The 23,174-nt window shown below is 58.8% G+C and carries 23 protein-coding genes and 1 other RNA gene; 14 read left to right on the top strand and 10 right to left on the bottom strand.

All coding sequences use genetic code 11. The annotated features are described in order from the left end of the window. Positions 1–199: 199 nt before the first annotated feature. Both AP059_RS06090 and AP059_RS06085 read left to right on the top strand, forming a co-directional pair. On the top strand, positions 200–676 hold the full coding sequence (locus tag AP059_RS06090; RefSeq protein WP_048364675.1) for a glycine zipper domain-containing protein: 477 nt from the start codon (positions 200–202) through the stop codon (positions 674–676). A gap of 271 nt (positions 677–947) precedes the next feature. Beyond that, positions 948–1,886 (top strand): hypothetical protein, encoded by a 939-nt coding sequence (locus AP059_RS06085; RefSeq protein WP_059762267.1) that lies wholly within the window; start codon positions 948–950, stop codon positions 1,884–1,886. 138 nt (positions 1,887–2,024) lie between these two features. Here AP059_RS06085 and AP059_RS06080 read toward each other — a convergent pair whose 3' ends face one another. Next, positions 2,025–2,489: an Lrp/AsnC family transcriptional regulator gene (locus AP059_RS06080; RefSeq protein WP_059762266.1), complete on the bottom strand. Its 465-nt coding sequence runs from the start codon at positions 2,487–2,489 to the stop codon at positions 2,025–2,027. Between the two features lie 127 nt (positions 2,490–2,616). Between AP059_RS06080 and AP059_RS06075 the strand changes: the two genes are divergently transcribed. The 4 genes from AP059_RS06075 (at position 2,617) to AP059_RS06060 (ending at position 6,583) form a co-directional block, all read left to right on the top strand. Beyond that, positions 2,617–2,952 (top strand): hypothetical protein, encoded by a 336-nt coding sequence (locus AP059_RS06075; protein ID WP_059762265.1) that lies wholly within the window; start codon positions 2,617–2,619, stop codon positions 2,950–2,952. A gap of 102 nt (positions 2,953–3,054) precedes the next feature. Then, on the top strand, positions 3,055–4,818 hold the full coding sequence (locus AP059_RS06070) for a GspE/PulE family protein (protein WP_059762264.1): 1,764 nt from the start codon (positions 3,055–3,057) through the stop codon (positions 4,816–4,818). Positions 4,819–4,922: 104 nt separating this feature from the next. Beyond that, positions 4,923–5,237: a DUF2388 domain-containing protein gene (locus AP059_RS06065; RefSeq protein WP_048400748.1), complete on the top strand. Its 315-nt coding sequence runs from the start codon at positions 4,923–4,925 to the stop codon at positions 5,235–5,237. Positions 5,238–5,440: 203 nt separating this feature from the next. Then, positions 5,441–6,583 (top strand): DegT/DnrJ/EryC1/StrS family aminotransferase, encoded by a 1,143-nt coding sequence (locus AP059_RS06060; protein ID WP_059762263.1) that lies wholly within the window; start codon positions 5,441–5,443, stop codon positions 6,581–6,583. Between the two features lie 56 nt (positions 6,584–6,639). Here AP059_RS06060 and gcvH read toward each other — a convergent pair whose 3' ends face one another. From gcvH to AP059_RS06020, 8 genes are all read right to left on the bottom strand, one after another. Then, positions 6,640–7,023 (bottom strand): glycine cleavage system protein GcvH, encoded by a 384-nt coding sequence (gene gcvH / locus AP059_RS06055; RefSeq protein ID WP_059762262.1) that lies wholly within the window; start codon positions 7,021–7,023, stop codon positions 6,640–6,642. A gap of 62 nt (positions 7,024–7,085) precedes the next feature. Further along, positions 7,086–8,168, bottom strand: coding sequence for a glycine cleavage system aminomethyltransferase GcvT (gcvT, locus tag AP059_RS06050; protein WP_059762261.1), 1,083 nt, complete (start codon positions 8,166–8,168; stop codon positions 7,086–7,088). A gap of 156 nt (positions 8,169–8,324) precedes the next feature. Further along, positions 8,325–9,941: an ABC transporter permease gene (locus tag AP059_RS06045; protein WP_059762260.1), complete on the bottom strand. Its 1,617-nt coding sequence runs from the start codon at positions 9,939–9,941 to the stop codon at positions 8,325–8,327. Positions 9,942–10,093: 152 nt separating this feature from the next. After that, positions 10,094–11,095, bottom strand: a complete 1,002-nt coding sequence (locus AP059_RS06040; protein WP_059762259.1) for an extracellular solute-binding protein — start codon at positions 11,093–11,095, stop codon at positions 10,094–10,096. A gap of 212 nt (positions 11,096–11,307) precedes the next feature. After that, positions 11,308–12,525 (bottom strand): 2-octaprenyl-3-methyl-6-methoxy-1,4-benzoquinol hydroxylase, encoded by a 1,218-nt coding sequence (locus AP059_RS06035; RefSeq protein ID WP_165599917.1) that lies wholly within the window; start codon positions 12,523–12,525, stop codon positions 11,308–11,310. Positions 12,526–12,613: 88 nt separating this feature from the next. Next, a complete protein-coding gene (ubiH, locus tag AP059_RS06030) occupies positions 12,614–13,801 on the bottom strand; it encodes a 2-octaprenyl-6-methoxyphenyl hydroxylase (protein WP_059762257.1) in 1,188 nt (395 codons plus the stop codon). Then, a complete protein-coding gene (gene pepP / locus AP059_RS06025; RefSeq protein WP_059762256.1) occupies positions 13,798–15,132 on the bottom strand; it encodes a Xaa-Pro aminopeptidase in 1,335 nt (444 codons plus the stop codon). The genes ubiH and pepP overlap by 4 nt, the downstream gene beginning before the upstream one ends. Before the next feature lie 29 nt (positions 15,133–15,161). After that, on the bottom strand, positions 15,162–15,719 hold the full coding sequence (locus AP059_RS06020) for a YecA/YgfB family protein (RefSeq protein WP_059762255.1): 558 nt from the start codon (positions 15,717–15,719) through the stop codon (positions 15,162–15,164). Positions 15,720–15,853: 134 nt separating this feature from the next. Here AP059_RS06020 and AP059_RS06015 point away from each other — a divergent pair, with 134 nt between their 5' ends. The 4 genes from AP059_RS06015 to AP059_RS06000 all read left to right on the top strand — a co-directional run bounded on the left by AP059_RS06015 (position 15,854) and on the right by AP059_RS06000 (position 17,312). Beyond that, positions 15,854–16,063 carry a TIGR02449 family protein gene (locus tag AP059_RS06015; protein WP_059762254.1) on the top strand — a complete coding sequence of 70 codons (210 nt, stop codon included), beginning with the start codon at positions 15,854–15,856 and terminating at the stop codon, positions 16,061–16,063. Next, entirely contained in the window at positions 16,060–16,377 is a 318-nt protein-coding gene (locus AP059_RS06010) for a cell division protein ZapA (protein ID WP_059762253.1), read from the top strand. The genes AP059_RS06015 and AP059_RS06010 overlap by 4 nt, the downstream gene beginning before the upstream one ends. A gap of 31 nt (positions 16,378–16,408) precedes the next feature. Next, positions 16,409–16,586: non-coding RNA, 6S RNA (ssrS, locus tag AP059_RS06005), on the top strand. A gap of 87 nt (positions 16,587–16,673) precedes the next feature. Then, entirely contained in the window at positions 16,674–17,312 is a 639-nt protein-coding gene (locus AP059_RS06000) for a 5-formyltetrahydrofolate cyclo-ligase (protein ID WP_059762252.1), read from the top strand. A 22-nt stretch (positions 17,313–17,334) separates the two neighbouring features. Here the strand turns inward: AP059_RS06000 and AP059_RS22425 are convergent, their stop codons facing one another. Continuing rightward, entirely contained in the window at positions 17,335–17,484 is a 150-nt protein-coding gene (locus AP059_RS22425) for a hypothetical protein (protein ID WP_087148757.1), read from the bottom strand. Positions 17,485–17,678: 194 nt separating this feature from the next. Between AP059_RS22425 and AP059_RS05995 the strand changes: the two genes are divergently transcribed. From AP059_RS05995 to AP059_RS05980, 4 genes are all read left to right on the top strand, one after another. Further along, complete coding sequence (locus AP059_RS05995) at positions 17,679–18,128, top strand: EVE domain-containing protein (RefSeq protein ID WP_059762251.1); 450 nt, start codon at positions 17,679–17,681, stop codon at positions 18,126–18,128. Positions 18,129–18,327: 199 nt separating this feature from the next. Next, on the top strand, positions 18,328–19,293 hold the full coding sequence (locus tag AP059_RS05990) for an HlyD family secretion protein (RefSeq protein WP_059762250.1): 966 nt from the start codon (positions 18,328–18,330) through the stop codon (positions 19,291–19,293). After that, complete coding sequence (gene rbbA, locus AP059_RS05985) at positions 19,290–22,022, top strand: ribosome-associated ATPase/putative transporter RbbA (RefSeq protein ID WP_059762249.1); 2,733 nt, start codon at positions 19,290–19,292, stop codon at positions 22,020–22,022. The genes AP059_RS05990 and rbbA overlap by 4 nt, the downstream gene beginning before the upstream one ends. Further along, entirely contained in the window at positions 22,022–23,140 is a 1,119-nt protein-coding gene (locus AP059_RS05980; RefSeq protein WP_059762248.1) for an ABC transporter permease, read from the top strand. The genes rbbA and AP059_RS05980 overlap by 1 nt, the downstream gene beginning before the upstream one ends. The last annotated feature ends 34 nt before the right edge of the window (positions 23,141–23,174 follow it).

Here is a 23,174-nt window from a genome sequence, read left to right as displayed (position 1 = left end):
TTACGGGCACAAAAAAGGCCGCTTTCATGCGAAAGCAGCCTGTCCGAACCTGTAAACAGACCCTCGAAAATTGATTAAGTTCCCTATCAAAAACAATAACTTAGCGAATTGTGTACAACTCGTGCTACTGGTCGGATTTCGATTGTAACCAACCGCGTACAGCCTCAGGATCGCGCCGTCATCCCTTTGAGGCTCACTTATGAAGCTCACCTCGATTCTCTTGTTGTCCCTTGGCCTGGTCAGTGGCGCAGCCTTGGCCGGTGGCACCACCGAAGCCGGTGTAGGCGGCGCATTAGGCGGGGTTCTTGGCGCCGTGGTTGGGCAACAACTCGGCGGCTCGACCGGATCGGCCATTGGCGCAGGCGTAGGTGGCGCGGCCGGCAGTGCTGTAGGTGCCGACAAACGCAGTCGCGGTGAAGCGGCTATCGGCGGCGCACTTGGCGCAGCGGGCGGTAACGTATTGGGCCGCAGCGTAGGCGGCAACACAGGCAGCCTGGTGGGTGCAGCGGCTGGCGGTGGCGCGGGCGGTGCTCTGGGCAATTACATGGGCAACAAGAGCGATGCCGATGATCGCCGTTACCGGGACCGCGATAATCGCCGTTATTACCGCGACGACAACCGTGGACGGGGCCATGCCTACGGCCACCGCAAAAAGAACAAGCATCGTCATCACTGATGATTGCTAACGGGAGCCCACAGAGGCTCCCGTTTTTGTTTTAACCACCGCTCGGCTCATCGCGACGTCCCTTCTGCTCAACGCCAAATTGTTTCAATGCATTACGCCCGCTGCTTTGGCGTCAATCATGCAACCTGCATGACCCAGTAAAACAATCAGGTTTTTAACGTATTGATAAATAACGTAATTAGTTAAAACGCCTGATTGGCACAACCCCTGCAATCTCCTGAGTGAAGGCTGCACTTCCCACCATTTCAGGAGCACAACAACAATGATCGGGACTACTGATAACTATCCCGCTGCCCTGCAAGACTCTTCAGGCCACAGCGGTGTGTCCTGGGGCGCCATTTTTGCAGGTGCCGCCGCTGCCGCTGCTTTGTCCTTACTGCTGCTGATGCTGGGCGCAGGCTTGGGCTTTTCAGCTGTTTCACCCTGGGCCGGTGAAGGTGTAGGCGCCAAGGGTTTGGGCATTACCGCCATCATCTGGCTAGCTGTCACGCAAATCATTGCCTCGGGCATGGGCGGTTATTTGGCCGGTCGCCTGCGGGTCAAATGGGCCAGCCTGCATGGCGATGAAGTGTATTTTCGCGACACCGCGCACGGGTTTCTGTCGTGGGCCGTGGCCACCCTCGTCACCGCGACGTTGATCGCAGGTTCGGTTAGCAGTGTCATTGGCAGCGGCGTGCAAGCCGGGGCCAGTGTTGCATCCGGTGCGGCAACTGCAATGAGCAGCGCAGCCGGGAGTGCGGCAGGTAGCAGCGCGAACAACGGTTCGGGCAACAGCTCGGATTACTTTATCGACACGCTGTTTCGCGATGATCGCGGCACCGCTGTCAGCGAAGACGCTGCACACGGCATCGTCACCCGCATCTTCGTACGCAGCTTGGGCAATGATGGCCAACTGAGCGCAGACGACCGTACCTATCTGGCGCAAATCGTCGCCCAACGTACCAACCTCACTCAGGCAGAAGCCGAGCAACGGGTTGATCAGGTTTACGCCAAAGCCCATCAAGCGATTGAAGAGGCCAAGGTCAAAGCCAAGGAAGCCGCTGACACCGCTGCAAAAGTTGCTGCCTGGACCACCTTGTGGATGTTCATCACGCTGTTGATCGGTGCGTTCTTTGCCAGCCTGTGCGCCACCTTCGGCGGTCGTCGCCGCGACGCGGTGACTTATATCGACCACACCACGACCACCACGGTTGTCCGTTAACTCAGGAGAATAAAAATGCGCTCATTACTGCTGCTGTTCCTCGGCATTCCCATCCCGATCATCATCTTGATTGCGCTGTTTGTTCACTGACAGCACACCAACGGCCTTCCTTGTGAAGGCCGTTTTTGTTTCAGCGCCTTACACCGGCAGGCACGTAGTCGATTTGATTTCAGAAAGCGCGACAATCGAGTTCACTTCCTGAATGCCCGGCACCATCGACAGTTTTTCGAAAAAGAAGCGCTCATAGGCCTCGATGTCCGAGGTCACGATACGCAACAAAAAATCCACCGCGCCCATCAACACGTAGCACTCCAGCACCTCGGGGAAACCACGAATCGCGTCAGTGAACTCGGTGAAGTTGGAACGCCCGTGGGCGTTGAGTTTGATTTCGGCAAATATTTGCGTGTTCAGGCCGATTTTCTTGCGATCCAATAACGTCACCTGCCCACGAATAATGCCTTCATCTTTCATCCGTTGAATCCGACGCCAGCACGGTGACTGCGATAAACCGACCTTCTCAGCGATCTGTGCGCTGGACAGCGAAGCGTCCTCTTGCAGCAGGGCCAAAATTCGTCGGTCGTAAGCGTCCAAATCGCCTTGCATAAAAATTCCTGATTATTGACCAGCAATGAATTGTTTAAGTCTTTTTCGATCAAACGTTGATCATCATAGATAAATAATTTCTGACCGCGCATGTGATTATTTCTCCAGCCAAATCTGGAGTCATTGCATGCCATCTCTCAACGCCGTATCCCCCTCGCCACGTGCCGACGTGTGGGCCGCGAATGCCACGCCGTGCACCGTGCGTTTTTGCATTGTGGCCGAGGCCGAAGCGGACGTGCTGTGCCGCACACTCAACCTGTTTGCCTTGCAGCAATTGATTCCGCAGCAGGTGGAAGTCATGCGCGACGACGACCTGCTGCGCATCGAAATCGTCAGCAATGAGCAAAGCTGGCACCGCGCTCAAGTGATTGGCGAAAAACTGCGCAACCTGGTGAGTGTCTGCGATCTGGAGCTGTATCAGGTGCAAGGCCGCACTACGCCTGTGCTGGCGTGTTCGCAATAGCTCGCAACTATTGGCGAGCTCGAGCGCTCAAGGCGCGGCTAGGCTTTGGCGTACCTGGCCAGACAAGGATCTGTCTGTGCCTGTGCAGTACAAGGAGTATTTATGCAGACCACGTGTACGCCCGATCGCCCGCTTGATCTCGAACCGTTGCTGCCGGGGCTGCTGGCCCACGGCCTCATCACGCCAACACACGCCGACCAGGCCCTGAAGCGTTATCGGGCGGCTCCCAACAACGGCGTACATCCATTGATTTTCCTGGCGGCGCAACAGTTTGCCGACCTCAGCCGGCCCGGAAAAACCTTGACCCTTGAAACCCTGACGGCCTGGCTTGCCCGGCACTACGGGCAACCGTACGTGCGCATTGACCCGCTGAACATTGATGTTGCCAGCGTGACCGGGTTGATGTCGTTCGCGTTTGCCCAGCGCCATCAAATACTGGTGATTGCGGCGGACCGCGACGCCATCACCATCGCCAGCGCACAGCCCGATGTCGGCAGTTGGGAAGCCGATCTGCGCCAGGTTCTCAAGCGGCCCATAAAACGGGTGATTGCCAACCCTCTGGAGATCGCGCGGCTGGGCTCTGAGTTATACAAACTGGCCAAATCAGTGACGGGCGCAACGCTCAATGATCAAAAAACGTACAAAGCGTTGCCCCTCAAACCGTCGCCCGATACAGAGAGCAACAGCCAGGAACACGATGCCAACGATGCTCATATCGTCAATATCGTTGACTGGTTGTTTCAGTACGCGTTTGAACAGCGTGCCAGTGATATCCACATCGAGCCGCGTCGCGAACAAGGCGGTGTGCGCTTTCGCATTGATGGCGTGTTGCATAACGTTTATCACTTCCCGGCACAGGTCACGACAGCGATTGTCAGCCGCCTCAAAAGCCTGGGCCGGATGAATGTCGCCGAAAAACGCAAGCCGCAGGACGGCCGAATCAACACCCAAACCCCGACAGGCACTGACGTGGAGCTGCGGCTCGCCACGTTGCCCACCGTGTTTGGCGAAAAAATAGTGCTGCGTATTTTTGACCCGCAAGTGGTGCTAAAGCGTTTCGATCAGCTCGGCTTCAGCGTGCAAGACATGCAGCGCTGGCAACACATGACCGCCCAGCCCAGCGGCATCATTTTGATCACCGGCCCCACAGGTTCAGGCAAAACCAGCACGCTGTATGCAACGCTCAAACAACTGGCCACGCCTGGCGTCAACCTGTGCACCCTCGAAGACCCTATCGAGATGATTGAGCCCGCGTTCAATCAAATGCAGGTGCAACCCGGCATCGACCTGACTTTTGCCAGTGGCGTTCGCGCCCTGCTGCGCCAAGACCCGGACATCATCATGCTGGGCGAAATACGCGATCTTGAAACCGCCGAAATGGCGATTCAAGCGGCACTCACCGGGCACCTGGTGCTCTCCACACTGCACACCAACGATGCGCCCAGCGCCATCAGTCGCCTACAAGAATTGGGTATAGCGCCCTACCTGATCAAAGCCACGTTACTGGGTGTTATGGCACAGCGACTGGTGCGCACGCTGTGTGCCGAATGCAAGACCCCTCAGCCACTGTCGTTAAGTGACTGGCAACACTTCGCCCCGACCTGCCCGGCCCCTTTGAGCCTCTACCGTGCAAGGGGTTGCGCGCACTGCCGACAGACCGGTTACAGCGGGCGAGGCGGCATTTACGAAATCATGCTGATGAGTGAAAAGCTCAAGGCATTGATCACGCCAGACACCGATTTAAATCAGCTGCGGCGCATTGCCTGTGACGAAGGCATGCGCCACTTGAGGCTGGCGGGCGCGTATCAAGTCGCCGCTGGCACCACCACACTGGAAGAAGCATTCAGGGTCACGCCGCACGTCTGATGCCGCATTAATGACTAAATGTTGCATCGTTAAGTGCCCTCGCGGAACTAGACTGCTATAACCCGCATCAAATCGTACAGATCACTTATTCGGAGTCACCCATCATGCGTCTCAAATATGCTGTAGTCGCCGCCGCGCTGTTGACCCTGCCTGTTGGCTCTGCAATGGCTGACAGCTTCTGGCGCAACGTGCTGTCTTCCGGTGCAACCACCGGTTCCACGTATCTGACCTTCAAAAAGGACCGCAAAGTCATTGCCGCTCAAGACGATGCGGGGAGTTTCGTGGCCAGCAATGGCGCGATCCGTGGCCCGTATCTGGAGTCCGCCATGCAGCAAGTACGCGCGGACAATCCGAACCTGAAGGTCAGCGACATGGACTTGGCCAACGCCATCCTGGCCAAAAACGCGACCGCTGAATAAACACCCGTGTCGTTGCTGCCGCTGGCTGCGAGCGCCTGGTAACAGGTCGCAACCAGCGGCCGCGACGACGCAACATGCTGTGTTTCATTCAGCCCCCATACAGAAATTTCACCTGATGTGAGCCATCCTCTGGGTATGATTTGTGCCATGTGCTATTGCTCTATGGTCACTCACAACCCACTCACATCGGACGTCACGCCTCTATGAGCTCGCTGCCTTTCCTGCCGTTTTCCAAACCAACCATCGATGAAGCCACTATTGCGGCCGTGGGCGACGTGTTGCGCTCGGGCTGGATTACCAGCGGGCCAAAGGTGCAAGCCTTCGAAGAGCAACTCTCGCAATACCTGGGCGGGCGCCCTGTGCGCACGTTCAACTCGGGCACCTGCACCATGGAAATCGCCCTGCGCATTGCAGGCATTGGGCCGGGCGATGAGGTCATCACCACCCCGATTTCATGGGTGGCGACCGCCAACGTGATTATCGAAGTGGGCGCCACTCCGGTGTTTGCCGACATAGATCCGATCACCCGCAACATTGATCTGAAAAAAGTCGAAGCCGCCATCACGCCGCGTACCAAAGCAATCATTCCGGTCTACCTGTCAGGTTTGCCGGTGGACATGGACGCGCTGTATGCACTGGCCAAAAAGCACAATCTGCGGGTGGTCGAAGATGCAGCACAAGCCCTCGGGTCGAGCTGGAATGGCGAACGCATCGGCGCCCGTGGCGACTTTGTTTCGTTCAGCTTCCAGGCCAACAAGAACATCACCTCATCCGAGGGCGGCTGCCTGGTACTGAACAACGAGGAGGAAGCGCGCCTGGCCGAAAAATATCGCCTGCAAGGCGTTACCCGCACCGGTTATGACGGGCTGGATGTTGATGTATTGGGCGGCAAGTTCAACATGACTGACATCGCAGCGGCCATAGGTTTGGGGCAGTTCGCGCATATCCAAGCAATCACTGCGCATCGCCGTGAACTGGCCAAGCACTATTTCGAATGCTTTGGGCCTGATTTTGAGGCCGAGTATGGCGTTCAACTGCCCGTGGCTGATTTCAACAATACCAACTGGCATCTGTTCCAACTGGTGTTGCCAGAGCGTGAAGATGGCCAGCCAGCACGGGCCACCTTCATGAAAGACATGCAGGCACTCGGCGTGGGTGTGGGCTATCACTACCCCTCAATTCACTTGCTGAGTTTGTATCGTGCGCGGGGTTTCAAGGAAGGCATGCTGCCGATTGCAGAGCGCGTAGGTCGCTTGATCGTGTCGTTGCCCATGTTTACAGCAATGACCAAAGCTGATGTGCAGCGCTCGGTTGAGGCAGTGAAAGCGGTGCTCAAGGCCCAATAAATGATAGCCGGGCCATGCAGACGCGAGTTAACGCTCGCGCCTGCAGGTTTTACGGGTTACTCGCCGATGGCGGCTTTGTAGCCTGCGGCATCCAGCAATTTATCCAGCTCGGCGGTATTGCTCGGCTTGAGTTTGAAAATCCAGCTGTCGTAGGGCTCGCTGTTTACCTGTTCAGGGCTGTCGGCCAACGCTTCATTAACTGCAATGACTTCGCCAGACACTGGGGAGTAGATATCCGAGGCCGCTTTTACCGACTCCACCACACCCGCCGTATCGCCCGCCGCAAACACTTTGCCGACTTCGGCCAACTCAACAAAGACCACATCCCCCAAGGCTTCCTGAGCGTGGTCGCTGATACCGACCGTGACGGTGCCATCAGCTTCCAGGCGCGCCCACTCGTGACTTTCAGCGAAGCGCAGTTCAGCGGGGATAGTGCTCATATTCAATGTCCTCAAGAAGAAATGTCAGCGGCTCCCGTACGGCGCCAGCCTGCCAGTAAACGTTAGATCAAGGCTTTGCCCAGACGAACAAACGTGGGTTTCACCACGCGAACCGGATACCACTTGCCACGTATTTCGACTTCCGCACGATCAGCCGTGGCCATCGGAACACGCGCCAGAGCAATCGATTTGCTAAGCGTAGGAGAGAAACTACCACTGGTTATCTCCCCTTCGCCAACACCAGCGATACGAACGACCTGATGTGCGCGTAGGACACCTCGTTCCTCCAGCACCAAACCCACCAGTTTGAGTTGCATGCCCGCCGCTTTTTCAGCCTCCAGCGCTTCACGACCGATGAACCGGCGCGAGGCGGGTTCCCAAGCAATGGTCCAGGCCATGTTGGCGCAAAGTGGCGAGACAGAGAGGTGAATATCTTGCCCATAGAGGTTCATGCCGGCTTCCAGGCGCAAGGTGTCACGCGCCCCTAAACCGATGGGAGAAATACCTGCACCCACCAAATCGTTGAAAAAACCGGGAGCCTGCTCGGCGGGGAGCAGGATTTCCAGGCCGTCCTCACCGGTGTACCCGGTGCGAGCAATAAACCAGTCGCCATTGCTCTGCCCTTCAAAGGGCTTGAGCTGCGCAATAAGTTGACTGCGCGCCTGGCTCACCAGCTCGGCCACTTTATGCCGTGCCTGCGGGCCCTGGATCGCCAACAAGGCAAGTTCGGCGCGCTCTTGCAGTTGCACGTCATACCCTTGGGACTGGGTCGTCATCCAGGCCAAATCCTGTTCACGGGTGGCCGCGTTGACGATCAGGCGGTAACCGGCGTCCATCAGGTAGACGATCATATCGTCGACCACGCCGCCTTTCTCATTGAGCATGGCGCTGTATAGCGCACGGCCCGGGGTATTCAGTCGTTCGACGTCGTTGGCCAGCAAGCGCTGTAACCATTCCTTGGCCTGAACCCCAGTGACGTCAATCACGGTCATATGCGAGACATCAAATACGCCGCAGTCCTGGCGCACCTCGTGGTGCTCCTCAACTTGCGAGCCGTAATGCAAAGGCATATCCCAACCGCCAAAATCGACCATCTTCGCGCCAAGGGCGAGATGCAGGTCATACAAAGGCGTACGCTGTCCCATGGGTTCCTCCTTCCGGGCTTGGCGAAGGTGCGGACAGGCGTGCAGAGCGCTTCAAACTACATAACGTAGCTTTCTTACGCTGCGCAGGGAACCTGGCCTGATTGACAGACCGCACCGAATGCCGCGCATTGTAGCCGCATGCCGGGAGGCTGGCACCTAGCCGATGCGATGGGCAGAGCGTCGGATCAACCCGATGACCGGCAACAAACCCACCAGGACCAACGTCAGTGCGGGCAAAGAAGCCCGTGCCCACTCGCCTTCACTGGTCATTTCGAAGATGCGAACAGCCAGCGTGTCCCAACCAAAGGGCCGCATTAGAAGGGTGGCGGGCATTTCCTTGAGCACATCGACAAAGACCAATAGCGCAGCACTCAGCGTGCCCGGCAGCAATAACGGCAGATACACTTTGAAAAACAGTCGCGGGCCACTCACCCCCAAACTGCGAGCTGCTTCAGGCAAGGACGGTCGAATACGCGCCAGACTGTTTTCGAGCGGGCCATAGGCCACTGCGATAAATCGCACCAGATACGCCATCAGCAAGGCCGACAGGCTGCCCAGTAGCAGCGGCTTGCCTGCCCCGCCCAACCAGCCTGACAGAGGAATGACCAGTTCGCGGTCCAGGTAACTGAACGCCAACATGATCGATACGGCCAACACTGAACCCGGCAAGGCGTAGCCCAGATTCGCCAGGCTGACCCCGGCGCGAATGGCCTGCGTGGGCGCCTGACGTCGGGCAAACGCCAAAACCAGCGCCACGCTCACGGTGATCAACGCCGCCATGCTGCCCAAGTACAAGGTGTGCAGGATGAGGCCGGTGTAGCGCTCATCGAGATCAAAACGCCCGCGCTGCCAGAACCACACCACCAGTTGCAGCATCGGGATCACGAACGCGCAGGCAAACACCAGTGCGCACCAACCGCTGGCCAGCCAGGCCTTGGGACCTTTGAGGGCATATAAGGCCTGGGTGCGCGGGCGCTCATTGCTGGCGCGGTTGGCGCCCCGGGCACGACGCTCGCCGTAGAGCACCAGCATCACCACCAACAACAGCAAACTGGCCAATTGCGCAGCGGTGGACAGGCTGAAAAAGCCATACCAGGTCTTATAAATAGCCGTGGTAAAGGTGTCGAAATTGAACACCGACACTGCGCCGAAATCGGCCAGGGTTTCCATCAGCGCCAGCGCCACACCGGCACCAATCGCCGGGCGGGCCATCGGCAATGCCACTCGCCAGAATGCCTGCCACGGGCTTTGGCCCAATACCCGTGCGGCTTCCATCAAGCCTTTGCCCTGCGCCAGAAACGCCGTTCGCGCCAGCAAATAGACATACGGGTAAAACACCAGAATCAACACAATGATCACGCCACCGGTAGAGCGCACGCGGGGCAATCGCAACCCCATGCCAAACCACTCGCGTAGCAGCGTCTGCACCGGCCCGGCGAAATCCAGCAAACCGACGAATACAAACGCCAGCACGTAGGCCGGAATCGCAAACGGCAGCATCAAGGCCCAGTCCAGCCAGCGCCTACCGGGGAATTCACACAGGCTGGTGAGCCATGCCAGGCTGACCCCGAGCAGCGTGACCCCGATGCCCACCCCGACAATCAATGTGAGCGTGTTGCCCAGCAGCCGCGGCATTTGTGTGTCCCACAGATGGCTCCAGATCTGGGTGTCCAGGCTTTGCCATGACAGCAACAAGACGCTCAAGGGCAGCAGTACCAGAGCGGCAATGGTGAATACCAGCGGGTACCAGCGACGTTGGGCAGGATGGGCCACGAAAAACTCTCGAAAGGTGGGCAAGGCGAGGGATTGTATGTTGCGTAGCTACACGAAGTGCGAAGAGTCTTTCAACAGAACCAAAAAGCCCCTCTCCCGCAGGGAGAGGGGTGGGGAGAGGGCTTGAGGGTTTGCCTCACTTCACACGCACATCAATTCCAGCCAGCACGGTCCATCATGCGGATCGCTTCGGCCTGGCGCTTGCCTGCCACTTCAACCGGTAAGGCATCAGCCTTGAACTCACCCCAACTGGCCACTTCGGCAGAAGGCGGCACGCTCGGGTTAGCCGGGAACTCTTGGTTAGTGCCCGCAAAAATCGACTGCGCCTCAGGTGTGGTCATCCATTCAACCAACGCTTTGGCCGCTTCTGGGTGCGGCGCGTATTTGGTCAGGCCAATGCCCGACAGGTTAACGTGAACACCGCGGTCGGCTTGATTGGGCCAAAACAACTTCACCGCCAGATCCGGCTTCTGCTTGTGCAAACGGCCGTAGTAGTAAGTGTTAACGATGCCCACGTCGCACTGCCCGGCATTGATTGCTTCCAACACCGCAATGTCATCCGAGAACACGTCGGTAGACAGGTTGTTGACCCAACCCTTGAGGATTTCTTCGGTTTTTTCAGGACCGTTCACCTCAATCATGGTGGCGGTCAGCGACTGGTTATACACCTTCTTGGCCGTGCGCAGGCACAGGCGGCCTTCCCAGTTTTTGTCAGCCAATGCCTCGTAGGTCGACAGTTCTTCGGGCTTAACCCGGTCGGTGGAATAAGCGATGGTCCGGGCGCGCAGGCTCAAACCCGTCCATTCGTGGGACGAGGAGCGGTATTGAGGGGGGATGTTTTTGTCGATAACCGGCGAAGTGAACGCTTGCAGGATGCCCATCTGCTCGGCTTGCCACAGGTTGCCGGCATCGACCGTGAGCAGCAGGTCGGCGGTGGCATTTTGACCCTCAGCCTTGATGCGCTGCATCAGCGGCGCTTCCTTGTCGGTGATGAACTTGACCTTAACCCCGGTTTTGGCGGTGTAGGCGTCAAATACCGGCTTGATCAGCTCGTCGATACGCGAGGAGTACACCACCACTTCATCGGCAGCAGAAACACCGCTGGCAAAAACGGTGAGGGCCAGGGCAGTCAGTAGACGCTTGGGTGCCAACATGAGGGGCGGTCTCTCTCAATGCGAATCGGGCGTAAATGGTAGTGAATCACATTTGCCATCTCAACCTAACTCGCCCCTGAGGCGTTACCAGATGTTGCAGAAGGCCTCTGTAGCCGCTGCCGCAGGCTGCGATAAGGACCTCAGGGCCTTCGCTTTTAAAGAACGGGGTCGCTGCGCAACCCATCGCAGCCTGTGGCCGCGGCGACAGAAATTCAAGCCTTGGCCAACGGTGGCAAATCGCCGGTGAGGCCCAGCGCCTGACGCACGAACACGGCTTTGGCTTCGGGCATCTGATTCACCCATTTCAAGCCGCTGTTGCGCAGCAGCCGGGCGCTTAACGAGTCGGCCTGAAACAACCGCTGGAAACCTTCCATGGCGGCCATGAGTGCCAGATTGTGAGGCATGCGACGCCGCTCGAAACGGCTCAGCACTTTGACATCCGCCAACCGCTCACCACGGTCAACCGCGTGCAAGATCACCTGCGCCAGCACTGCTGCGTCAAGGAAGCCCAGGTTGACGCCCTGCCCGGCCAACGGATGAATGGTGTGGGCCGCATCGCCAATCAGCGCCAGCCCCTCAGCCACGTAGCGTTTGGCATGCCGTTGACGCAGCGGCACGCAAACCCGTGAATCGGCGCTCAATACAGGGCCCAGACGCCCTTCAAACGCCAACGCCAGTTCGCGGCAGAACGCGTCATCCTCCAGTGCCATCAAGTGTTGCGCTTGTTCGGGGGTGGTGGACCACACGATTGAGCACCAGTCTTGCTGGCCGTCACGCTGCAAGGGCAAAAACGCCAGTGGGCCGTGATCGGTGAAGCGTTGCCAGGCGGTCTGCTGATGCGGTTGAGCGCAACGCACGCTGGCGACAATGGCGTGATGCATGTAGTCCCATTCGCGGGTCTGGCAACCGGTCAGACGTCGCACGGCCGAGTTGGCGCCGTCGGCGGCAATCACTAAGGGCGCACGCAGGGTGCGGCCATCGGCCAGGGTCAGCAGCCAGTCATCGCCAGAGCGGCGCATTTGCTCAAGACGGGCATTGGCCAGCAATTCAATGTCCACGCCCTGCAAGCTGTCGAGCAAGGCGTCTTGCACCACGCGGTTTTCGACGATATGGCCCAGCACTTCAGCGTGCACACTGGCGGCCGAGAAGTGGATCTGACCGGTGCCGCTGCCGTCCCACACGTGCATGTGCGAATACGGGCTGACACGGCGAGCGACAATGCCGTCCCATGCACCAAGGCGTTGCAAAATGCGCTGGCTGGCCGCCGACAAGGCGCTGACCCGAGGCTCGAAGGCGTCGTCACCGCTAAACGGTTTGACGCTCAGCGGCCCGCCGTCGAGCAGCACGATTTTCAAACCGCTGTCTTTGAGCGCCAGCGCCAAGGCGCTTCCGACCATTCCGGCCCCAACAATCAGCACATCTGCGCGCATTTCCATGCTTTAAGCCTGTCTCGTGAGCAGCATTCGCCGCACCTGAATAAAAATGGACCGACACGGGACGTATTCGCCCCGGTCGTCATCAACTGTCTGCGCGAGTGCCCAGCCCCATCGCCTGACGGGCAAACCAGCGCTTGGCCGGTGGTAGCAGATCAAGGCCCAGCAAGCCAAGGTTACGACCCAACGAAATCAGGGTCTGATCGCTGCCAAACAGGCGTGTTACCTGATCCGAGAAGCCTATGGTCAGTTGCTGATCGAGTGTTTGGCGCTGTTGATAACTCAACAAGGTGGCGAAGTCGCCGAGTTTTTCATCACTCGCCAACAGCGTCCGGGCCAAGGCGTCCGCGTCCCGCAACGACAAGTTAAAACCCTGCCCGGCAATCGGGTGCAGGCTGTGCGCAGCGTTGCCGAGCACCGCAAGGTGCGGGCGTACTTGCTCTTGCGCCTCGATCAACGTGAGCGGGTACAAATGGCGCGCCCCCACCTGTTTGAGGGTGCCCAGGCGATAGCCAAACACGCCCTGCAACTCGCTGAGGAAGCTGCGTTCATCCAGCGCTGCCAGACGCTCGGCATCCATACCTAGCCGGGTCCAGACCAGCGCACAGCGGTTTTCGGGCAACGGCAGCAATGCCATCGGCCCTTCTTCGGTGAAACGCTCGAAGGCCATGCCGCCGTGGGCTTGGCTGGGGGTGATGTTGGCGATCAACGCGCTTTGGTCATAAGGGCGCTTGCTGACATGAATGCCCAACTGCTCGCGCAGCCCCGAACGACCGCCGTCGGCCAGTACCGCCAGGTCGCAGTCCAGCGTGGTTTCATCGTTCAAGGTCAGACGGTAGCCGTCTTCGAGGGGCTGCATGCGGGTCACTTCGGCCGGGCAGCGCCAACTGATCACGTCCGGGTCCAGGCCCTTCCACAAGCACTGGCCCAACCAGGCGTTTTCGACCACATAACCCAGCGCAGGCACACCTTCTTCAAGGGCTGACAACCGTGCGGTGGAGAAACGACCACGGTCGGAAACGTGAATATCCTTGATCGGCTCGGCACGGGGAGCGATGGACTGCCACAGCCCCAGCCGCTCATAAATTTGCCGCGCGCCGTAGCTCAGCGCAGACGAGCGGGCGTCGTAGCTCGGCTGGTAGCTGTTGCCGGGGGCAAAAGGCTCGATCAGGACGATCTTCCAGCCCCGCGCCTTGGCCCCGGCTTGCAACGCCAGCGCAAGGCTTGCGCCTACCAGGCCGCCACCAATGATTGCCAGGTGGGTGCGACTCATGCCACGCGCGCCTTTGCCGCTGCCATCAAGGCTTCGATGTCAGCGACGGTTTTGGGCACGTCGCCGGTCAGAATGTCACAGCCATGTTTGGTGACCACTACGTCGTCCTCGATCCGCACACCAATGCCGCGCCATTTTTTGGCGACATTCAGATTGTTCGGGCTGATGTAAATACCGGGCTCAACAGTGAGGGTCATGCCTGCTTCCAGCACGCGCCACTCTCCACCGACCTTGTATTCACCCACATCATGCACATCCAGCCCCAGCCAATGACCGGCGCGGTGCATGTAAAACGCTTTATAGGCCTCGCTGGCAATCAGCTCATCCACCTCGCCCTGCAACAAGCCCAAATCAACCAGACCTGCCGTGATCACCCGGACCGTGGCCTCGTGCGCCTGGTTCCAGTGCTTGTTGGGCGCAATATCGGCAAACGCTGCTTCTTGCGAAGCCAACACCAATTCGTAAATTGCTTTTTGCTCTGGCGAAAATTTCCCGCTTACAGGGAACGTTCGGCTGATGTCACTGGCGTAGCAGTCGATCTCACAGCCCGCATCAATCAAGACCAGATCGCCGTCTTTAAGCACGGCATCGTTCTGCTGATAGTGAAGAATGCAGCTGTTGTCACCCGACGCGACGATTGAGCCATAGGCCGGCATTTTCGCGCCGCTTTTACGAAACTCGTAATCCAGCTCGGCTTCAAGGCTGTACTCATGCAAGCCTGCACGGCTGGCTTGCATGGCACGGACATGCGCACGGGCCGAAATTTGCGCCGCGTGGCGCATGACTTTGATTTCTGCCGCCGATTTATACAGGCGCATGTCATGCAGCAGATGATCCAGAGCAACGAATTCGTTGGGCGGTTGCGCACCCAGGCTGGCCTTGGAGCGAATGGTGTTGATCCACTCCATCAAGTGGCGGTCGAATTCGGGGTTGCTGCCCATCGCCGAATACACCCGCTCGCGACCTTCAATCAGGCCCGGCAGGATGTCGTCGATGTCGGTAATCGGGAACGCGTCGTCAGCGCCAAAGTCACGTATGGCGCCTTCTTGCCCTGCGCGCAATCCGTCCCACAGCTCGCGCTCCGGGTTGCGCTCACGGCAAAACAGCACGTATTGGCCATGAGCCCGGCCCGGGATCAACACAATCACGGCCTCAGGCTCAGGAAAACCGCTCAGGTACTGAAAATTGCTTTCCTGACGGTACACGTACTCAACATCTCGATTGCGAATCGCCACCGGCGCCGCAGGTAATATCGCGATGCTGTTGGGCTCCATCTGCGCCATGAGCGCCTTGCGGCGACGTGCGTATTCCGATTTCGGGATATGGATCATGGGCAGACGGGTTTCCTCTTGGCGGTCGATCAGTGCAACGAAGGCTTGGCTGGAGCAGGCTCAGCCGTTTTTTTGGTTTCGGTGAACAGCAGCAGCGGCGCGACGCGCAGGTATTCCATCACTTCCATATAGTCGCTTTCACCGTCTTCGGACTCTTCCAGGGCATCTTGCACCTGGGCGATGGCGGCCAGGTCGCGCAGCACTTCATTGGCTTCATCGCTCAACGAATAGGCACGGCGGGTCAGGCCGAAACCGGACAGGAAGCCTTGGCACCACTGGCCCAAGGCAGCAGCACGGTCGGCCAGCGGCGCATCGTCGGTCGGCAGCAACAGCACGACGGTCATGTCCTCGCTGGTCAGTTCGCCTTTGACCATCTCTTGCAATCCGATCAAGGCATTGCGTACGTTGTCTTGTGGCTCGCCTGCCAGCAGTTCGGCGGCTTCGGCCAACCAGCCGTCGGCGTCAAAGCCTGCGCCGGCACAACTGCGGCCCAACAGGTGGCCGTGCAGTTCAGCAGGCGAAACTTCATGGCCGCTGTTAGTCAGCAGGGTTACAAAAGCGTGATACGGGGAGTTCTGAATAGGCATGGTCAGCTAGGCGCCAAGCGGCGCTATGTCTAGAATGGAGGCCTTGTATCCTAGCATCGGCAGGCGAGCCAGACCATCGAGGCGTCAAAGCGCCTGATGGTGACCATCCATCAGAAAATACACAGTAGGACACAATGGAAGACACCGACCTGCATGAACTGATGGCTAGACTCGAACTCCTGATTGGCCGGGTCGAGCAACTTAAAAGTCAAAACGGACTCTTACTAGCTCAAGAAAAGACTTGGCGCGAGGAACGCGCGCACCTCATTGAAAAAAACGAAATCGCCCGACACAAGGTCGAATCGATGATTTCGCGCCTCAAAGCCCTGGAGCAAGACTCATGAGTTCAAGCAATAGCGTCACTGTGCACATCCTCGATAAAGAGTATTCGATCATGTGCCCCCAGGAAGAGCGCACCAACCTGGTGAGCGCGGCCCGTTATCTGGACGGCAAGATGCGCGAAATTCGCAGCAGCGGCAAAGTGATTGGTGCCGATCGTATCGCCGTGATGGCCGCCCTCAATATCACCCACGATCTGCTGCACAAGCAGGAGATCGCCGAAGTTCAGACCAGCAGCTCCACCCGTGAACAGGTGCGCGACCTGCTTGAGCGGGTCGATCTGGTGCTTGCCACTGATCCGAACGAACGTCAGAGCTGATTCAAAAGGTTTCTTTGGGGTATACTCGCGCCACTCCCTGGAGTATTCGCCAGTTAGCGATGTCCCTGAGCCGATTCGCACTACCCTGGAGCTTGCACGTTGGACCGGTGTGCATGTCCGCTCGACGGAAAGCCTTAAGGTCTACTGCAACTTCCACCTTGAACTTTCGGGTTCAAGGGCCAAGCCGACAGCGGTACGTCGGGGAGCCTGATTTCTTAGCGCAATGCCAGCTTTGTGCTGGCATTGGCTTTAACGAGTTGACCGTCCGGTGACTCGACCTTGAACAGCACGCCACCATGACCGAACCTGCGCCGCCTACCCGCCCGCAACTTCGCCGACTGTTGCGCAATGCCCGCCGCGAACTTTCGCCCTGCGCGCAACGCCTGGCAGCCCGTGGCCTGTATCGACAACTGGCACAGCATCCGCTGTTTCGCCGCGCCAAACACATCGCACTCTACCTGCCCACTGACGGTGAAATCGATCCGCGCTTGTTGCTGCGCGAAGCACAGCGCCGGGGCAAGGCCGTGTACCTGCCCGTGCTCAGTGCCTGGCCGAAGACCAAAATGGTGTTCCAGCGCATCGCACCCGACGAAACATTGATCCCCAACCGTTTTCGCATCCTCGAACCGCGTATTCACCGCGCACGGCAACGCAAGGTCTGGGCGCTCGACCTGGTGTTGTTGCCATTGGTGGGGTTTGATGCAACAGGCGGACGGCTGGGCATGGGCGGCGGCTTTTATGACCGCAGCCTGGCGTATCTGGCGCGGCGCCAATGCTGGCGCAAGCCAACGTTGCTGGGCCTGGCCCACGAATGCCAAAAGGTCGATGGCCTGACGCAAGCCAGTTGGGATGTGCCGCTACAAGGCACCGTCTCGGACAAACAGTGGTACGTCGCCCACATACCGCCAGGGCATCACGACCGGCGCGATGCCTGAACACTGTTTAACACACGAAAATTTAGCGCTTAAAAGGTGGGACTTGCTGTTGAGCCAGTTCAATCGGCGCATCGGTCGAGTTGGACCAAAGACTTTGCGCATACCCCGTTGTAACCACGCCCAAACCGAACAAAAAAGCCAATACCCACAGTACATCCGGTTTGCGTTTCATCGATTGCCCCCCTTCAGGCAAATCAACACGATGACAGCAACGGTTTTTGTTATAGGCCGTGCAGCAGCGTCAAGCTTAAAATCCCGGCATTCTGCGACAACCTGTTAAGACACGCAAACGATGACGTCAACCGGCTGTCGGTTTAACAAAATGTTTCAAGAAAAACTTTCACACCGTGTTTCAGGAGAAGAAAAATGGCCTATTGGCTGATGAAGTCCGAGCCTGACGAGTTCTCTATCAAAGATTTACAGCGCATGGGCGAAGCGCGCTGGGACGGCGTACGCAACTATCAGGCGCGCAACTTCATGCGGTCGATGGCGGTGGGCGATCTGTTCTTTTTCTATCACTCCAGTTGCCCCCAACCGGGTATTGCCGGCATCGGGCGCATCATTGAAGCGGCTTATCCTGACCCCACGGCACTCGACCCGCAAAGCCATTACTTCGACCCCAAGGCCAGCGCCGAGAAAAACCCGTGGAGCGCATTGCAGGTAGCGCACGAGCAAACTTTTGCCAGGGTGATCAAACTCGACTACCTGAAGCAACAAACCGCACTGGCTGAAATGCCGCTGGTACAAAAAGGCAGCCGTCTTTCCGTGATGCCCGTAACCGATGAGCAGTGGGCGGTGGTGATGGGGTTGTTGTAATACCCCAACGTGTGGCCGCTGCCGATGGCTGCGAAAATGACGGGCCGCGGGCCCCTTCGCAGCCTTGGGGTGCGAGCACAGGATTTACCGGGCAACATCCGATATAAGCGTCTACGCTTTGCCCTTCCTTTGACTGGCATCAAACCGCCACGGCAGTGAGACCGTCAAACTAGAGCGCTCTGTGACACAGGATGTCGGCATGTCGAAGAATCACCGTATTTCCCATTATTTCGTTATTCCTTTGGCAATCCTGCTGGTAGCAGCGGGCGGGTTCGGTTACTGGAAATCCCAGCATGACCGCCTCCCTGAAGGCATCAGCATGGGCAACGGCCGACTCGAGTCCACAGAAGTACAAATTGCCGCCAAGATCCCGGGGCGCCTCGCCGATGTACTCGTGGACGAAGGCGACCGTGTGACCAAAGGCCAACTGCTGGCCCGCATGGACACCCGCACCCTTGAAGCATCACGCAACCAGGCCGAAGCCGAAGTGTTGCGCGCCCGCCAAACCCTGGCGGCCAATGAAGCCAACGTGCAGTTGCGCCAAAGCGAAAAACGGCTCGCCAGCCAAGAACTCAAACGCTTCCGCCAACTGGCTCAGCGCGGATTTGCCAGCGGCCAACTGCTGGATCAGCAACAAGCGCGCTTTGACACCAGCAACGCCGCCGTGGTCGCCGCGCAAGCCCAAGTCGCTGCAGCCAGGGCCGCCATCCACGCCAGCGAAGCGCAAGTGGCGCAATTCACCAGCGAAATAGATGACAGCAGCCTGCGCGCGCCCATCGACGGCGTGATTCAACTGCGCCTTGCCGAGCCCGGCGAAGTGCTGGGCGCAGGCGGACGCGTATTTATGATGATCGACCCCAGCGACCAGTACATGAACCTGTACCTGCCCGCCTCGGTGGTCGGCAAACTGACGGTCGGCGCCCAGGCGCGGATCGTGCTCGATGCCCTGCCCGATCAGGCATTGCCTGCCAAAATCAGCTTCGTCGCGGCCAAGTCACAGTTCACCCCCAAAGAGGTCGAAACCCGCGACGAGCGTCAAAAACTGGTGTTCCGCGTCAAATTGCGCCTCACCGACCCCAGCGCCGTGCCGCAAGCCAAACCGGGCATGCCGGGCGCCGGGTATGTGCGAACCGCCGACGTGGACTGGCCGGCTAATCTGCAATGAGCGACCTGGCGCTGAACGCCAGTGGCATCAGCCACCGGTATGGCAAGCAGCAGGCACTGCGCGATATCACGTTCAGCCTGCCCAAAGGCACGCGTTGCGGGCTGATTGGTCCGGATGGCGCAGGCAAATCCAGCTTGCTGGGCCTGATTGCAGGGGTCAAAAAACTGCAACACGGCGCCCTTGAGGTGCTCGGCGGCCCGATTGACGACCGCCACCACCGCAACACGCTCTACCCGCTGATTGCCTTTATGCCCCAGGGCTTGGGCGGCAACCTGTACCCGGAGTTGTCGATCAGCGAAAACATCCGTTTTTTCGGCACCCTGTTCGGCCTGTCCAAAGACGACTGCGAACAGCGCATGGCCAACCTGCTCAAGGCCACTGACCTCGAACGTTTTGCCGAACGCCCGGCCGGTAAGCTGTCAGGCGGGATGAAGCAAAAACTGGGGTTGTGCTGCGCGCTGATTCACGAACCCGACTTGCTGATCCTCGACGAACCCACCACGGGCGTCGACCCGCTGTCACGCCGACGTTTTTGGGAGTTGGTCGACGATGTTCGCAGCCAGCGCCCTCAACTGACCTTGCTGGTAGCCACCGCCTACATGGAGGAGGCCGAGCAGTTCGAGCACTGCTTGATGCTCGATCGCGGCACATTGATTGCGTCCGGGCTGACCCCCGCACTGGCAGGGGTTACCGCCACTGGCAAACTCGACGCTGCGTTCACGCACTATCAGGGCGACACGGGCCACAGCAATGAACCGCTGGTCATTGCGCCGCGCACTCACGACAACAATGACATCGCCATTGAAGCCCATGACCTGACCCTCAAATTTGGCGATTTCACGGCCGTAAACAAGGTCAGCTTTGCCATCGGCCGGGGGGAGATTTTCGGTTTTCTCGGCTCCAACGGCTGTGGCAAAACCACCACCATGAAAGTCCTGACCGGGCTGATGCCCGCCACCGAAGGCAGCGCCAAGTTGCTCGGTAACCCGGTGGACGCCAAAGATTTAGCCACCCGCAAACGCGTGGGTTTCATGTCGCAAAGCTTCTCGCTGTACGGCGAGTTGAGCGTGCGCCAAAACCTGGTGCTGCACGCACAGTTATTCGACTTGCCCAAGGCAGACAGCCGCGCGCGCATCGAGGAACTGATCACACGTTTCGACCTTGCAGAAATCGCCGATCAGCAGTCCGGCGAATTACCACTGGGCCTGCGCCAGCGTTTATCGCTGGCGGTCGCGGTGCTGCATCGCCCCGAGGTGTTGATTCTAGATGAGCCGACTTCCGGCGTCGACCCGGCAGCGCGTGATGATTTCTGGCGGTTGCTGATTGAACTGTCGCGGGATCAGGGCGTGACGATTTTTTTGTCCACCCACTTCATGAACGAAGCCCAGCGCTGCGACCGCATTTCGCTGATGCACGCCGGCAAGGTGTTGGCGTGCGACACCCCCGATGCGCTGCAACAACAGTTCAAGGGCGAGACGCTGGAAGCCGCGTTCGTCACCTGCCTGGAGCAGGCCCAAAACGAACAGGGCGCCAGCGCGCAGCCCACCGCCGAGTCAGCCCAAAGCCCGGCTGTTAACGCGCCACCACCGCCGAGCAAAAGCGGGTTCAGCCTGTCGCGTTTGATTGCCGTGGCCAGCCGCGAGTCCAAAGAGCTGTTGCGCGACAAAGTGCGCATGGCCTTCGCCTTGTTGGGCGCGGTGTTCATGATGGTGATCTTCGGATACGGCATTTCGCTGGACGTGGAAAACCTCGCGTTCGCCGTGTATGACCAGGACCAAAGCCCGCAAAGCCGCGCTTACCTCGAAGCCTTCCGCAGTTCGCGCTACTTCGAAGAGCATGCGCCGATCCAGAGCACTGACGAACTGCATAAACGCCTACAACGCTCGGAGATAAAAATTGCGTTGGAAATCCCCCCCGGATTTGGCCGCGACCTGTACGCCGGACGCCAGCCCACGGTGGCTGCATGGCTGGATGGCGGCATGCCGTTTCGCGCTGAAACCAGCCGCAACTATGTCGAAGCCGTGCACACGGCCAACCTGGAGCAACTGGCCGCCCTCAGCAGCTTGAGGCAAAACAAACAGGCTGGCGCCAAACTCGAAACCCGTTTTCGCTACAACCAGGATGTGGTCAGCGTCAACGCCATTGGCCCTGGCGTAATGGCGCTGATCCTGGCGTTTATTCCGGCCATGCTCACGGCGCTGGGCATCGTGCGCGAAAAAGAACTGGGTTCCATCACCAACTTTTACGCCACACCACTGACCCGGCTTGAGTTCTTGCTGGGTAAACAGGCGCCGTATCTGGCAGTGAGCCTGGTCAACCTGGCGTTGTTGGTGGCCATGAACCGCTGGCTGTTTGGTGTGCCCTTTAAAGGCAGCGGCTTGACGCTGGCGCTCGGCGGGCTGCTATACGTGCTGGCGACCACCAGCATGGGCTTGTTGATTTCTGCCTTCACCCGCACCCAAATCGCGGCCATTTTAGGCACGATGATCATCACCAGCCTGCCAACGATTCAGTTCTCGGGCCTGATTGTGCCGCGCTCCTCGCTGGACGGTTCGGCCGCACTGATGGGCATGCTGTTCCCGGCCGGGCATTTTCTGGACATCGCCGTCGGCACCTTCACCAAGGCTTTGGACGTGCGCCAACTGTGGCCGCAATGCCTGGCGCTGCTGGGGTTCTTCGCTGCCTTTACCGGTTTGAGTTTGATCATGCTCAAGAAGCAGGAGGTGTGATGCACAAGCTCTCGCATATCCTGCGCCTTGGCCTTAAAGAACTCACCAGCCTGCGGCACGACAGCGTGTTGCTGCTGTTTTTGCTCTATGCCTTCACCGTTGCGATTTACATGCCTGCGGCGGGTTCGATCATTGGCGTGCACAACGCCAGCGTCGCGATTGTCGATGAAGACCACAGCGCGCTGTCACGCAAACTCAGCGAATCATTGCTGCCACCCGAATTCAAACCCCCACAGGCTCTGCCCTACGATCAGCTGGATGCGTCGATGGACGGTGGCCAATACACCTTCGTGATCAACGTGCCCGCCAACTTTCAGGCTGACCTGTTAGCCGGGCGTGAGCCGGGTGTACAGGTCAACGTGGATGCAACGGCCATGAGCCAGGCGTTCATGGGCGCGGGGTATATCGGGCGGATCTTCCAGCGCGAATTGCTCAACTACACCGGGCAGGCCAATGCGGCCGCCAACACCCCGGCATTGATCAGCGCGCGGGCGCTGTTCAACCCCAACCTGGAGGGCGGCTGGTTTTTGGCAGTGATTCAGATCGTCAACAACATCACCATTCTGGCGATTGTGTTGACCGGTACGGCGCTGCTGCGCGAGCGCGAACACGGCACCCTCGACCATTTGCTGGTGCTGCCGCTCACGGCGCTGGAAATCATGCTGGCCAAGATCTGGAGCAACATGCTGGTGGTGGTGCTCTGCACCTGGGTGTCGCTGGAAGTGATCGTCAAATGGGCGCTGGGCGTACCGCTGGCGGGTTCGTTGGCTTTGTTTCTGGGCGTGACGGCGCTTTACCTGTTTGCCAGCACCGCGCTGGGGATATTTCTTGCGACACTGGCCCGTTCAACGCCCCAGTTCGGACTGTTGGCGATCCCGGTAATCATCCCCATGCTCTTGCTCTCGGGCGGCAGTACGCCGCTGGACAGCATGCCTGAGTGGCTGCAATGGGTGATGCAGTGTTCGCCGTCGACTCACTTTGTAAGCTTGAGCGCAGCGATTCTGTTTCGTGGTGCCGGCATCGAGGTGGTGTGGCCTGACGTGTTGGCACTGACGGCAATCGGGCTGTTGTTCTTCGCCATCGCGCTCAGCCGGTTTCGCAAAAGCCTGGCCTCATAACGCAACCCCTGTAGGCACCGGGCCTGCTCACGGC

Origin of the sequence: Pseudomonas sp. TAA207 (assembly GCF_001529285.1) — a bacterium.
Classification (GTDB): domain Bacteria; phylum Pseudomonadota; class Gammaproteobacteria; order Pseudomonadales; family Pseudomonadaceae; genus Aquipseudomonas; species Aquipseudomonas weihenstephanensis.
Note: the sequence above shows the minus strand (reverse complement) of the source record. Positions and strands in the feature narration are given on the sequence as shown.

Excerpts from the sequence above, each read along its gene's own strand:
- AP059_RS06090 (WP_048364675.1), top strand. The coding sequence starts at position 200 with ATGAAGCTCACCTCGATTCTCTTGTTGTCCCTTGGCCTGGTCAGTGGC.
- AP059_RS05995 (WP_059762251.1), top strand. The coding sequence starts at position 17,679 with ATGGCCTATTGGCTGATGAAGTCCGAGCCTGACGAGTTCTCTATCAAA.
- AP059_RS06015 (WP_059762254.1), top strand. The coding sequence starts at position 15,854 with ATGGAAGACACCGACCTGCATGAACTGATGGCTAGACTCGAACTCCTG.
- AP059_RS06000 (WP_059762252.1), top strand. The coding sequence starts at position 16,674 with ATGACCGAACCTGCGCCGCCTACCCGCCCGCAACTTCGCCGACTGTTG.
- AP059_RS06070 (WP_059762264.1), top strand. The coding sequence starts at position 3,055 with ATGCAGACCACGTGTACGCCCGATCGCCCGCTTGATCTCGAACCGTTG.
- AP059_RS22425 (WP_087148757.1), bottom strand. The coding sequence starts at position 17,484 with ATGAAACGCAAACCGGATGTACTGTGGGTATTGGCTTTTTTGTTCGGT.
- AP059_RS06065 (WP_048400748.1), top strand. The coding sequence starts at position 4,923 with ATGCGTCTCAAATATGCTGTAGTCGCCGCCGCGCTGTTGACCCTGCCT.
- AP059_RS06035 (WP_165599917.1), bottom strand. The coding sequence starts at position 12,525 with ATGCGCGCAGATGTGCTGATTGTTGGGGCCGGAATGGTCGGAAGCGCC.
- AP059_RS06075 (WP_059762265.1), top strand. The coding sequence starts at position 2,617 with ATGCCATCTCTCAACGCCGTATCCCCCTCGCCACGTGCCGACGTGTGG.
- AP059_RS05990 (WP_059762250.1), top strand. The coding sequence starts at position 18,328 with ATGTCGAAGAATCACCGTATTTCCCATTATTTCGTTATTCCTTTGGCA.
- rbbA (WP_059762249.1), top strand. The coding sequence starts at position 19,290 with ATGAGCGACCTGGCGCTGAACGCCAGTGGCATCAGCCACCGGTATGGC.
- AP059_RS06085 (WP_059762267.1), top strand. The coding sequence starts at position 948 with ATGATCGGGACTACTGATAACTATCCCGCTGCCCTGCAAGACTCTTCA.
- AP059_RS06020 (WP_059762255.1), bottom strand. The coding sequence starts at position 15,719 with ATGCCTATTCAGAACTCCCCGTATCACGCTTTTGTAACCCTGCTGACT.
- gcvH (WP_059762262.1), bottom strand. The coding sequence starts at position 7,023 with ATGAGCACTATCCCCGCTGAACTGCGCTTCGCTGAAAGTCACGAGTGG.
- AP059_RS05980 (WP_059762248.1), top strand. The coding sequence starts at position 22,022 with ATGCACAAGCTCTCGCATATCCTGCGCCTTGGCCTTAAAGAACTCACC.
- AP059_RS06080 (WP_059762266.1), bottom strand. The coding sequence starts at position 2,489 with ATGCAAGGCGATTTGGACGCTTACGACCGACGAATTTTGGCCCTGCTG.
- AP059_RS06040 (WP_059762259.1), bottom strand. The coding sequence starts at position 11,095 with ATGTTGGCACCCAAGCGTCTACTGACTGCCCTGGCCCTCACCGTTTTT.
- gcvT (WP_059762261.1), bottom strand. The coding sequence starts at position 8,168 with ATGGGACAGCGTACGCCTTTGTATGACCTGCATCTCGCCCTTGGCGCG.
- AP059_RS06060 (WP_059762263.1), top strand. The coding sequence starts at position 5,441 with ATGAGCTCGCTGCCTTTCCTGCCGTTTTCCAAACCAACCATCGATGAA.
- pepP (WP_059762256.1), bottom strand. The coding sequence starts at position 15,132 with ATGATCCATATCCCGAAATCGGAATACGCACGTCGCCGCAAGGCGCTC.
- AP059_RS06010 (WP_059762253.1), top strand. The coding sequence starts at position 16,060 with ATGAGTTCAAGCAATAGCGTCACTGTGCACATCCTCGATAAAGAGTAT.
- ubiH (WP_059762257.1), bottom strand. The coding sequence starts at position 13,801 with ATGAGTCGCACCCACCTGGCAATCATTGGTGGCGGCCTGGTAGGCGCA.